Here is an 11550-nt window from a genome sequence, read left to right as displayed (position 1 = left end):
GGCACATCTGGCTCAGAGGGTGCGACAATGGAATCAATAGTCCATCAGCGCCGTCGCAGTCCGCATAGAGTCCGCAAGAGAGTCGCAAATGACCAAATTCAGTCAACACAACCAACGCTATAACCCCTGGTCAGCTCTAGCGTTCAAACACTGCCAACACCAGTCAACGCCCATCCAGGCGTTCCCCTGGTACTACTGAGCACCTCCACTCCATGAATGTTCAGTCCGCATGAACGCACAGTCCGCATGAACGCACAGTCCGCATGACCGCTCAGACCGTTGAGGATCTGCCGGCAGCCATCGATCGAGCCTTGGCCGGCCGGTCGATCCTTGTCCTGCCCCGCAATCGTGACGATTCCATCACCGAGGTGGCCCCCAGCCAGTGGAGAGGTGCTGGCCGGGCTCCGGCGCTGATCCTCTTCACCTCGGGTTCGACGGGCACGGCCAAGGCCGTCGCCTTGTCCGCAGACGCCCTGACCACCTCGGCGCGGGCAACCGAACGATTCCTCGCCGGCCCCGGAGATTGGCACCTCACCCTGCCGACCAACCACATCGCAGGGTTCCAGGTGGAGCTGCGGGCCCGGCTCGCGGGACGGGAGCCGGTGAGGACCACCTCGGCGTCCTTCACGGCCGAATCCTTCGCCGAGGAGGTCGAGAGTCTGTTCGCACGCGGCGGCAGCCGGCCGAGCTACACCTCACTGGTGCCCACCCAGCTGCACCGGGTCCTGGCCGATGACCGGGCCACGCTTGCGGCGGCGAAGTTCGACACGATCCTCCTCGGCGGGTCCGCGATCTCACCGGCCCTACTCGAGCGCGCTGATGAACACGGGCTGAGCATCGTACGCACCTACGGCATGAGCGAAACCGCAGGCGGCTGCGTCTACGACGGCGTTCCCTTCGACGGTGTCGAGATCACGATCACCGATACTTCGACGATCGACCTGCGCGGTCCCGTCGTCGCCGATTCCTACGTCGAATTCAACGCCGACGGTCAGATCAGTCCTGTAGACAATCCCGGACTGACCACCGACGATGACGGTTCACGCACGATGCGCACCAGCGACCTAGGTCGGCTCGACGATGGGGTGCTCTCGGTGCTCGGTCGTTCCGATGACATCATCGTCTCCGGCGGCACGAACGTCTCTCCTCACGAGCTCGAGACCGGGCTGCTGCCCACCTGGCAGCACCATGGAATCGCCGAGGTGCTCGTGACCTGGGTGCCCGATGATGAGTGGGGAAAGCTGCTCGTCGCACTCGTTCGCCTCGAGGACCAGGTGTCGCCCGCCATGAGAGCAGCGTTGGGATCATCGCGTGAGTTGGCGCGGCATCTGGGCGGACTCGATCATGGGATGGGTGGGCGGCCGCTTCCGCGGTTGGCCTTTCCCGTCACCGAGATCCCCAACCGTTCGATAGGCAAACCCGACCGGATGGTTGCGTCCCGGCTAGCGGCCGAATTGGTTGCAGCCGAGAGACGAAGATCCCGAATACCTTAATAAGTGAACACTCGGTAATATGAGACGATCCTAATTTTTGTGAGGAAGGTATCCCGCCCAATGGCAACTGCTGCGCAGTGGATCTCCGGAGCCCGATTACGAACATTGCCGCTGGCAGTTGCCCCTGTCCTGATCGGGACCGGTGCTGCCATCGGCTCCGTCGGCGGATTCACTTCCTTCATCATCGGGGACTACACGCGCAACGGCCACGACTTTTCGCTGCCGCAGATCTTCTTGCGTGCGGTGCTGGCCCTCCTCGTCTCGCTCTGCCTGCAGATCGGGTCGAACTTCGCCAATGACTATTCCGACGGGGTTCGCGGCACAGATGACGTCCGCGTTGGTCCCGTGCGTCTCACCGCGACGGGTCTGGCCGAGCCGAGCGCAGTCAAACGTGCGGCCTTCCTGTTCTTCGGCATCGCCGGAGTTGCGGGAGTCGTCCTCGTCATCATCGCTCAGGCGTGGTGGTTCCTCATCGTCGGCGCCGCCGCCGTGGCGGCAGCCTGGTTCTACACAGGCGGCAAGAAGCCCTACGGCTACATGGGTCTGGGCGAAGTCTTCGTCTTCGTCTTCTTCGGCCTCGTCGCCACCCTGGGCACGATGTGGATGCAGGTCGGCGGACTCAGCCTCAGCGGCTGGGCCGGTGCTGTGGCCATCGGCTCGCTCGCCTCGGCGGTGCTCATGGTCAACAACCTGCGCGACATCCCGACCGACATCGAGGCGGACAAGATCACTCTGGCCGTCCGCCTCGGCGAGCATCGGGCACGCATCGCGTACGCCAGCCTTGTCCTCGTGCCCTTCGCCCTGCTGGTCTTGGCGATCCTCGACGGGCATCCGGCGGTGGCGCTGGCCATCCTCGCGCTGGTGCCTGCCCTCAATCCGCTGAAGACGGTGCTGCGGGGAACCACCGGTCCCGGGCTCATTCCCCCGATCAAATCAACCGGTCTCACCGCGCTGGCCTTCGCCGCGCTGATGGGACTCGGCCTGGCGCTGTAGCGGTGAGCTGGGCCCTGTAGCCAGGATCAGTTTTCGTCGTCGACGATGCGGTCTTCCGCTTCTTCGTCGACGTTCTTGCGCTTAGGGGTCGTGGCACGTTTGGCCACGCGGGTCTCAATGTCCTCCGCCACCTTGGCTCGCATGCCGCCCAAGAAGATGTAGCTGAGGATGGTTCCGATGATGATCGCGGCCATGGCCATCACGAGGTTGAGTCCGAGGAATGGCTGCAGAATCAGCCCTACGGCGACGATGATGCCCAGGCGAGCCAATGTGTAGATCCAGAAGTTGCGCATTGCACCTATTTTAGTCCGTCCACATCAGTGATTCATCACTGCCCATGTGGGCGGTTGTTCAGGTTAGTGGACTATCCTGGGTGCATGGCTCGAATACTCATTGCCGCGATTGTCCTTGCGGCAGCGGTTACGTTGTACGGACTCTTCGATTGCCTTCTGCGCGATCGTGGTCTGATCCGAGTCCTGCCCAAACCCGTCTGGGCGATCATCATTCTTCTCATCCCCGTCATCGGCTTCGTGCTCTGGTACGCGTTCGGCCGCGGGTCTGAGGACAAGCCCACTGCAGCACCGCGCCGTCAGGGGCCCAGCGCCCCTGATGATGACGAGGATTACCTGCGCAAGGTTGATCGCGACGTCAAGCTCGGCAAGCACGCTCCCGAGGCGCAGAAGCCCGAGGACAAGACTCCCGACGCTGATGACTCCGGAGACAGCTCCTCCCCCGACTCCGATCCTCGTTCCGCCGATACCGATGACCACGGTTCCGGCGGATCCACCGGCGACGGACGCGGCCACTCGAACTGAAGCAGTCGGAAGTCATCTGTCCCTAGTGCTTCATTAGTTGCGCTGGGGCATCCGGATAGACCTTGTAGGCAGCTTTCTACTTCTGGATAGAAGAGCTTCTACGCAGACTTTTGTCCGGTAGTCCGGTAGTCCTGTAGTCCGGTGCTCGCGGCCGGTTGCGCACGGGCCCTCGTGGGCGGTCGAGCACGGCCCCTTAGATAAGCATCGAGATTGGTAGCGCTACGTCTGTGGGCAGTACAGAGCCCGTGCCGTAGTTCAGCCCCGCGGCGCTGTGCAGCCCGCTCCAGCACTGTCACCCGGTTCTACCCAGTGGCGCGGTTCAGGCCAATCTAGACCCACCGAACATCAATACAGCCACCGCGGCATGCGCGGCATGATCGTACGGGCCACCCCGGCACCACCGCGCGGTGCACGCCTACCGCAGTTCAGCCTCGGCGATGGATCAGCTGAGTCCCGAGTACGAGTGCAGTCCGTTGAAGTACATGTTGACGACGGTGAAGTTGAAGATCACCGTGGCGATCCCGACGAGGTTGAGCACTGCGACCTTTGTCGGGCCCCAACCGCGTGTGGCGCGGGCATGCAGGTACGCGGCGTAGATGACCCAGACGACGAACGTCCAGATCTCCTTCGAGTCCCAGCCCCAGTAACGGCTCCAAGCCACCTCGGCCCAGATGGCGCCGGCGATGAGAGTGAACGTCCACGTGATGAATCCGACCGCAGCGATCGTGTAGGAGAACCGTTCCAGGTCGATGCTCGCGGGCATCCGACGCATGAACCGCAGCCACTTCGGGTCCTTGGTCTCCTGTGCGTTCTTCAGGATCTGGAACACGGCCAGGATCGCGGAGATGTAGAGCAGCGACGTCGACAGGATTGCGATGGGTACGTGGATGGCGATCCAGTACGAGTCGAGCGCCGGCATGAGCTGCGCGGCCGGCGTGTAGAAGACCGTAATGGCCAGGCCCAAGCACAGGAGCACTCCTCCGGCCACGATCGTTCCCAGGTAGCGGATGTCCTTCTTCACATTGACGATGAGGAAGACGATGACGGTGATCACGGTGGCAGTGAGGACGTATTCCATCATGTTGCCCCACGGCACACGCATCACCGACAGTGCGCGAGTGAGCACAGCGGCCACGTGGAGAATGGCAGCAAGGACGAGGAGCGAGGTGCCGATCCTTGCCCCGCGCCGAGGCTTCTCCTTGCCTGTTCCGGCCGAGATCTCAGCCGAAACAGCGGTCTGCGGCGGGTCGAGGAGTGCGGTGGTGGCCCTCCTGTTCGTGCGTCGCACGTTCGAGGGCTTGGCGGCGCTGCTGGCGCTGGCTTCCGTCTGCTTGAGCTCGCGCCCACCGAAGAGGTCGAAGGCGTAGAAGATCATGGCGACGGCGTAGACGATCATCGCCGAGATGATGAGCTGGTTCGACCACATTGCGAGGTCAGTGTTGACGTCCATACATCCTCCGCACCAGCGGTGCTCTTCCATTGCGTCGTGGGTGTTGCTGTGCTTTCCTGTGCCAGGACAGTCCTCGTCGGGGCCGACCCGCGACAATTCTACTCCCCGTAGTACTTAAAGCGAATCATTCGTCTCCCCGGGCATTCCGATCTCGGGCTCTCCGACCCCGAACGCTCCGATCATGGGCACTCCGGTCCGGGGCCTTCCGTTCGTCAGGAGCCTCACATCCGTTGGTCGGAATCATCGTCGGAACCGTTGGCCGGAATCATCGTCAGGATCATCGTCCGGTTCGTTGCCGAGGTCCTTCGCGAGGTCCTTCGCAGCCCGTTCGACCAACTGGTCCTCGCCGCGGGCCAGAGCCGCAACTTCGGCCTGGCCGTCCTTGATGCGCACCCACATGCGTCGGCGTGGGATGAACAGGGAAAGACCCAGACCCAGCAGCACGGCGATCGCGCTGACGAGCATCAGACCCTGTGTCGGGTCCTGGGAGATGTCGACGGCGATGAAGCGTTTGACCCCGTCGAAGGTCACCGATCCGCCGTCGGGCAGCTTCTGGGTCTCTCCCTCGGCGAGTTGGATGAGCAGAGGGTTGCCAGAGGCGTCGGTCATCTCTGTCATGTTCTCGGCTTCGATCGTGTACACGGACTGCGGGGTTCCATCGTCGAGGCCGAGGTCACCGGTATATCCGCTCATCACGAGGTAGGGATTGCGCAGCCCAGCGAAGCTCGAGACCAGTTCGTCCTGCTCGTTCTGAGTCGCGGTCGGCAGGAAGACCCCGACGAAACCCATCTGAGTCCCGGCAGAGTCAGGAACCTTGATGACGCCTTCGGAGGTGTAGCCCGGGTCGCCGCCGTCGGGGATGAACACCTGCGGACCGGACTGCACGACCTGCCCTTTAGCGTCCTTGACCGTGACCTCCGGGGCGTATCCGTTTCCGGTCAGGTAGACGCCCGTCTCAGCAACACGCACGGGCTCGTTCACCCGCAGCGTGTGCTTCTCGCTCACCCCATCGGCGGTGGTCGTGACCTTCGCTTCAAAGGTACGAGGCTGGCCGAACTGGCCGCCTGGGGCCTGGTCGTCGAAGGTGGCGTCGAAGTCGTCGAGCTTGAGCCGGAAGTCCGGCAGATTGTCTGCGTCGTAATAGGAGCCCGGCTCGAACGAGTCGTAGGCGACCAGCGAGTTCGTGAAGGTGTCCCCCTCGACGAGAATCCGCTGGCCCTGATAGCCGAACAGGGATCCGATCGCCATCGTCAGCGTCGCGACGAGGAGGGCGATATGGAAGACCAGGTTGCCGGTCTCGCGCAGGTAGCCGCGTTCGGCAGCCACGTGATCGTCGTGGCGCACGGTGCGGTAGCCGAGCTTCTTCAGCCGGGCTTGGGCGGCGTCGAGGAAGTCCTGGTCTGCGGCTTCGCGGGATTCGGCTGATCCGGTCGCCGAGGTGAAGGCTTCGTATCCGGGCATCCGACCCAACCGCCTCGGTGCCTTGGGAGGGGCCGAACGCATGGCCTTCCAATGCTGGGCCGAGCGCGGAATTACGCAGCCGATCAGCGAGATCATGAGGAGGAGGTAGATCGCGGAGAACCAGATCGAGGAGTACACGTCGAACATCTGGATCGTGTCGAGGAACTGGCCCCACGCACCGTTCTCCTCGAGGAACGTAGTGACCCGGCCCGGGTCCTGGATGCGCTGCGGCAGCAGGGAGCCCGGGATCGCGGCCAAAGCCAAAACGAGGAGGAGGATCAGCGCCACCCGCATCGTCGTCAACTGACGCCACGCCCACCGGCACATGCCTATGAACCCCAGCTGCGGCTGGGTCACACCGGACTTGTGGCTGCCAACCTGCTTGCTGTTGTCAGCTTTCTTGTCGGCGGTCTTATTCGCCACTAGATCACCACTTCGAAATCATAGATGAGACCCTGCAGAGAGGTCATCCACGCGTTCCACAGCCCAGAGGCCATGAGAACGCCCAACACGATGAGCATGATGCCGCCGGCACGGACGATCGCCGTCTGGTGCCTGCGCACCCAAGTCAGGCGGCCTGCACCCTTGTGGATCGCCACCGCCAGGAGGATGAAGGGAATGCCCAGTCCCAGGCAGTAGACGAACGCCAACAGTGCGCCGCGCCAGATCGTTCCCTCGCCGCCGAAGCTGACCGACATCGACAGAACTGCCGACAGCGTCGGGCCCACGCACGGGGCCCAGCCGAGGGCGAAGGTGGCGCCGAGCACGGGCGCACCCCAGAGCCCTGCCTGAGGACGAGTCCGGATCCGGTGCTCGGTCTGGAGTAGGCCGAAGCCGCCCATGAACACGAAGCCGGCGATGATGACGACGACGCCGAGGATCCGGATGACCAGTCCCTGCCACTGTGAGAACAGAGCGCCCAGGGCCGAGAAACCTGTCCCCAGCAGGACGAAGACGATGGTGAACCCGAGAACGAACATTGCGATCCCGACGACGACTCGCCAGGTCTCTTTGTCCTTGAGGGAGGATCCGCTCAGTCCGGTGACATAGCCGACATAGCCGGGGACCAGCGGCAGCACGCAGGGTGAGGCGAAGGAGACGAGTCCGGCCAGTGCGGCCGCGCCAGCGGCCAGAAGCAGCGGCCCGTCGAGAACCGTCTGGGCGAAGTCCGCCCCGATTCCACTCACTCCGCCTGCACGTCCTCGATGAGTCCTTTGAGCGTCGACTCATCGACCTCTCCGACGACTCGAGCTGCGGCGCGACCCTTCGCGTCGAGGACGACGGTGGAGGGCGTGGCCTGCGGCGGAAGGACATCGGAGAGCAGCGCCACCATGTCGCCGTTGGTGTCGAGCATGTTCGCATAGGGAATCTGGTAGTTCGAGACGAAGGCGTTGGCTGCGGCTTCCTGGTCGCGGACATTGACTCCGAGGAACTGGACCTCGTCGCCGAATTCCTCGGCCAGGGACTTCAGCGTCGGGGCTTCCTTCCGGCACGGTGGGCAGGCCGCGTACCAGAGGTTGATGACGACCGGGGTGGGCCGGAGGTCGGCCAGCGACATCGGCTTCCCGTCGAGTGTCTCGAAGTTCAGCTCCAGAGGCTCCCCGCGTTTGTCCTTGGCCACCTGGGACACGACTCCGGAGCCGGAGACATATCCCTGATCGGATCCCGCCTGATCGGCCAGTTCGTCATTCTCACTGCACGCGCTGAGGACCACAGCGGTGCCGGCGAGCAGTCCGGTCAGGAGAGTGCGACGATTCATCGGATTGGGGCGGGCACTCATGCTCCCGCCACCGCTTGCCCGGGCTGCAGATCTGCACAGATGCTCTCGTAACTCACAGATACAAGTATGGACGATTCGAATGTGAAACTGGTGATAGATGCCAGGTCACACTCTCGTTTCCGAGGGTCGTGGACGAGCGAGCGCTCCTCCCCCGCCAGGCGTGTCATCCAGATCGGGAGCTGATGGGAGACGATGACTCCCTCGGCCTCGGGGCCGTGCTTGGCGAGCTTAGTGCGCAGGCTGGCCATGGCCGCCTGCATCCGCAGAACGATCTGCCTGTAGGGCTCACCCCAGGACGGTGTCAGCGGGTTGTACAGCCGCAGCAGATTGCGCGGTTCGGCCAACCTTCGACCGTTGACCTTCTGGCCTTCGAAGGAGTTCGCGGCTTCGATCACGCGGTCATCGGTGAAGACCGGCAGCTCGAGTCGCTGGCGCAGCGGGGTGATCGTCTGCTGCGCTCGCAGCAGCGGGGAGCACACGAGCTCGACCGGGGGCGCCGAGGCTGCGGCGAAGTGCTCGCCGACCCGTCGGGACATCTCGTGGCCGCGTTCGGTCAGGCCGAAGTTCGGCAGCCGTCCGTAGAGGATGCCCTCCGGATTGTCGACCTCCCCGTGCCTGACCAGGTGGATCGTCGTCATCAGTTCCCCTGCATGTTCGGTACACCCGCTGCCGCCTTGGCTGCGGCTGGCAGTGCCGTGATGATCCGATCGAGGATCTCATCGGTGTGAGCGTAGGAGAGGAACCAGGCTTCGAAGGCGCTCGGCGGCATGTGGATGCCCGCCTCCAGCATGGCGTTGAAGAACGCGGAGTAGCGCTCGACGTTCTGTCTCCGGGCGTCGTCGTAGTTGATGACCTCATGGTCGGTGAAGAAGACGGAGAACATCGAATTCGCCGACTGAATGGTGTGCGCCACGCCTTCAGCCTCCAGCGCAGAGGCGACTGCGGGCCGCAGAATGTCCGCAGCGCGGGAGATGTGTGAGTACACATCGAATTCGGTCGTCAGCTTCAGCGTGGTCAGGCCGGCGGCAGTGGCCACAGGGTTTCCGGACAGGGTTCCCGCCTGGTAGACCGGGCCTGTCGGAGCCAGATGCTCCATCACGTCGGCACGTCCGCCGAAGGCAGCGGCTGGGAAGCCGCCGCCCATGACCTTGCCGAAGGTGAACAGGTCGGCAGGCCCCTCCGGGTAACCGAGTGATTCGGCCTCATAGCCGTACCAGCCTGCGGCCGAGACGCGGAAGCCTGTCATCACTTCGTCGCTGATCATCAAAGCACCGTGGGCCTTCGTCAGGCAGCGGATGGTGTTGGTGAAGCCGTCGCGAGGAGGCACGACGCCCATGTTGCCCGGGCTCGCTTCTGTGATGACGCAGGCGATCTCATCACCGTGTTCGGCGAAGACGGCCTCCAGGCCGGCTGCGTCGTTGTAGTCGACGACGATCGTGTCCGAGGCCTGTGCACCGGTCACACCCGGGGTGTCGGGCAGGGAGAAGGTCGCCAGACCGGATCCGGCCTGGGCCAGAAGCGCGTCGACGTGTCCGTGGTAGCACCCGGCGAACTTCACGATCTTCGCCCGACCCGTGTATCCGCGCGCCAATCGGATGGCGCTCATGGTCGCCTCGGTGCCCGAGGACACGAGCCGGACCTGGTCCACGGGCTCGACTCGGGCCACGATCTCCTCGGCGAGTTCGACCTCGCCGGTCGACGGAGTGCCGAAGGAGAAGCCCTTGACGGCGGCTTCCTGCACAGCCGCGACCACCTCGGGGCGGGAGTGGCCCATGATCATGGGACCCCACGAACCGATGAGGTCGATGTAGTCATTGCCGTCGGCGTCGCGCAGCCATGCTCCGGTCGCCGAGGTGATGAAGCGCGGGGTGCCTCCGACGGCTTTGAAGGCGCGCACCGGTGAGTTCACTCCACCGGGGATGACATGTTCGGCGCGCTCGAACAGCGCGGCCGACTTCGCAATCTCGTGTTTCATGGGTTCTCCTGAAGAGGTCGCCGGATCGGTGGTCGGTTCAGATGTTAGTCGAGTCGGTGAGCTCAGTTCGCAGACGTCGAAGGTTCGGCATCGGTCGGTGGTGAATCGACGGGCCCCTGGCCGATCTCACGCATGTGGGCGGTGACCTTGCCGAACACACGCCCCAGGGTCGCCATCTCCTCTGGCTCGAGCAGGTCGACGAGGTGGTCGCGGACGCCTCCCACATGTGTGGGAGCCATGGTCACGAGCAGCTCCCAGCCGGCATCGGTCATCTGGCAGTTGACTCCGCGTCCGTCTTCGGGAATCGAGAAGCGCTCGAGGAGGCCCTTCTTCTCCATCCGAGCCACACTGTGCGTCAGACGCGAACGCGACATCGTCGTGTCCATCGCGAGCAGAGCCATGCGCATCGTTCGGTTCTCATGTTCGCTCAGCCGGACCAGGATCTCGTATTCGGGCATGCCGATGCTGTGGTGCTCCCGCAGTTCCTTGTCCAGCTGCGTAGTCAGCAGCTGTGACCCGGTGAGATAGCTTCTCCAGGCCCTCTGATCGGGGCCGCTGAGCCATCGTGGTTCGCTCATCAGAGTGCCCCGTCCTGCGTCTGTGAGGTCAGTCGCTGCGCGACCTCTGTGGCCCAGTAGGTGAGGATCGCGTCGGCTCCGGCCCGCTTGAAGGCGATGAGTGATTCCTCGATGGCGCGTTCACGTTCGATGGCTCCGGCGGAGGCCGCGAATTCGATCATCGCGTATTCCCCGGACACCTGATAGGCCCACACGGGCACTGGCGATTCGCAGGCCGCCTCGGCGAGGACGTCGAGGTAGGGCATGCCGGGTTTGACCATGACGACATCGGCGCCTTCGGCCAGGTCGAGGTCGAGTTCGCGCATCGCCTCGCGGCCGTTCGCGGGATCCTGCTGGTACGTTTTGCGGTCGCCCTGAAGTTCCGAGTCCACAGCCTCGCGGAAGGGACCGAAGAACGCCGAAGCATACTTCGCCGAGTAGGCCATCACGACGACGTCGGTGAAGCCTTCGAGGTCGAGCGCCTCTCGGCAGACCCCGACCTGGCCATCCATCATGCCCGACAGTCCCACCACGTGGGCTCCGGCGCGTGCCTGGGCCACGGCCATGGAGGCGTAGCGCGTCAGTGTTGCGTCGTTGTCGACTCCGCCGGCGGAGTCGAGGACTCCGCAGTGCCCGTGGGAGGTGAACTCGTCGAGGCAGAGATCGGCCATGATGACCGTCGTATCGCCGAGGTTGTCCCGCAGCAGCGTCAATGCGCGGTTGAGGATGCCCTCGGGGTCATCGGCCTGGGAGCCGTCGTTGTCCTTGTGCTCCGGGATCCCGAAGAGCATGAGCCCGCCGACTCCGGCGTCCACAGCCTCGTTGGCGGCTTCGAGCAGGGAGTCCAAGGTGTGCTGGACGACCCCGGGCATGCTCGTCAGCGGCGCCGGTTCGCTCAGTGTCTCCTTGACGAACATGGGCAGGATGAGATCGGCCGGGTGCAGGCGCGTCTCGGTGACGAGCCGGCGCAGGGCCGGTGTCGTCCGCAGGCGGCGGGGCCGAACGGTTCCGGGGACCATTGTCATG

Annotated in this window: 12 protein-coding genes; 3 read left to right on the top strand and 9 right to left on the bottom strand. The window is 64.1% G+C overall.

All coding sequences use genetic code 11. The annotated features are described in order from the left end of the window. Positions 1–263 precede the first annotated feature (263 nt). Both PGC08_RS05730 and PGC08_RS05725 read left to right on the top strand, forming a co-directional pair. On the top strand, positions 264–1493 hold the full coding sequence (locus PGC08_RS05730; protein ID WP_271709720.1) for an AMP-binding protein: 1230 nt from the start codon (positions 264–266) through the stop codon (positions 1491–1493). Between the two features lie 60 nt (positions 1494–1553). Further along, complete coding sequence (locus tag PGC08_RS05725) at positions 1554–2486, top strand: 1,4-dihydroxy-2-naphthoate polyprenyltransferase (RefSeq protein ID WP_009882905.1); 933 nt, start codon at positions 1554–1556, stop codon at positions 2484–2486. A gap of 26 nt (positions 2487–2512) precedes the next feature. On the opposite strand, the gene PGC08_RS05720 is transcribed toward PGC08_RS05725, so the two are convergent. Next, positions 2513–2779: a DUF4229 domain-containing protein gene (locus PGC08_RS05720; RefSeq protein WP_271709719.1), complete on the bottom strand. Its 267-nt coding sequence runs from the start codon at positions 2777–2779 to the stop codon at positions 2513–2515. A gap of 84 nt (positions 2780–2863) precedes the next feature. Between PGC08_RS05720 and PGC08_RS05715 the strand changes: the two genes are divergently transcribed. Beyond that, entirely contained in the window at positions 2864–3301 is a 438-nt protein-coding gene (locus tag PGC08_RS05715; RefSeq protein ID WP_009882908.1) for a PLD nuclease N-terminal domain-containing protein, read from the top strand. Between the two features lie 442 nt (positions 3302–3743). Here PGC08_RS05715 and ccsB read toward each other — a convergent pair whose 3' ends face one another. The 8 genes from ccsB to hemB all read right to left on the bottom strand — a co-directional run bounded on the left by ccsB (position 3744) and on the right by hemB (position 11549). Then, on the bottom strand, positions 3744–4751 hold the full coding sequence (gene ccsB, locus PGC08_RS05710) for a c-type cytochrome biogenesis protein CcsB (RefSeq protein WP_271709718.1): 1008 nt from the start codon (positions 4749–4751) through the stop codon (positions 3744–3746). A gap of 240 nt (positions 4752–4991) precedes the next feature. Beyond that, entirely contained in the window at positions 4992–6635 is a 1644-nt protein-coding gene (gene resB / locus PGC08_RS05705; RefSeq protein WP_271709717.1) for a cytochrome c biogenesis protein ResB, read from the bottom strand. Beyond that, entirely contained in the window at positions 6635–7390 is a 756-nt protein-coding gene (locus tag PGC08_RS05700) for a cytochrome c biogenesis CcdA family protein (protein ID WP_271710043.1), read from the bottom strand. The genes resB and PGC08_RS05700 overlap by 1 nt, the downstream gene beginning before the upstream one ends. Before the next feature lie 5 nt (positions 7391–7395). Next, positions 7396–7992: a TlpA family protein disulfide reductase gene (locus tag PGC08_RS05695; protein WP_271709716.1), complete on the bottom strand. Its 597-nt coding sequence runs from the start codon at positions 7990–7992 to the stop codon at positions 7396–7398. After that, positions 7989–8630 (bottom strand): histidine phosphatase family protein, encoded by a 642-nt coding sequence (locus PGC08_RS05690; RefSeq protein ID WP_271709715.1) that lies wholly within the window; start codon positions 8628–8630, stop codon positions 7989–7991. Before PGC08_RS05690 ends, PGC08_RS05695 begins: the two co-directional genes overlap by 4 nt. Next, positions 8630–9967, bottom strand: a complete 1338-nt coding sequence (gene hemL, locus PGC08_RS05685) for a glutamate-1-semialdehyde 2,1-aminomutase (RefSeq protein WP_271709714.1) — start codon at positions 9965–9967, stop codon at positions 8630–8632. The genes PGC08_RS05690 and hemL overlap by 1 nt, the downstream gene beginning before the upstream one ends. A gap of 62 nt (positions 9968–10029) precedes the next feature. Beyond that, positions 10030–10545: a MarR family winged helix-turn-helix transcriptional regulator gene (locus PGC08_RS05680; RefSeq protein ID WP_271709713.1), complete on the bottom strand. Its 516-nt coding sequence runs from the start codon at positions 10543–10545 to the stop codon at positions 10030–10032. Next, positions 10545–11549: a porphobilinogen synthase gene (gene hemB / locus PGC08_RS05675; RefSeq protein ID WP_271709712.1), complete on the bottom strand. Its 1005-nt coding sequence runs from the start codon at positions 11547–11549 to the stop codon at positions 10545–10547. The genes PGC08_RS05680 and hemB overlap by 1 nt, the downstream gene beginning before the upstream one ends. Between the last annotated feature and the right edge of the window lies 1 nt (position 11550).

Source organism: Brevibacterium sp. BDJS002, assembly GCF_028201555.1.
GTDB classification, from domain to species: domain Bacteria; phylum Actinomycetota; class Actinomycetes; order Actinomycetales; family Brevibacteriaceae; genus Brevibacterium; species Brevibacterium aurantiacum.
Note: the sequence above shows the minus strand (reverse complement) of the source record. Positions and strands in the feature narration are given on the sequence as shown.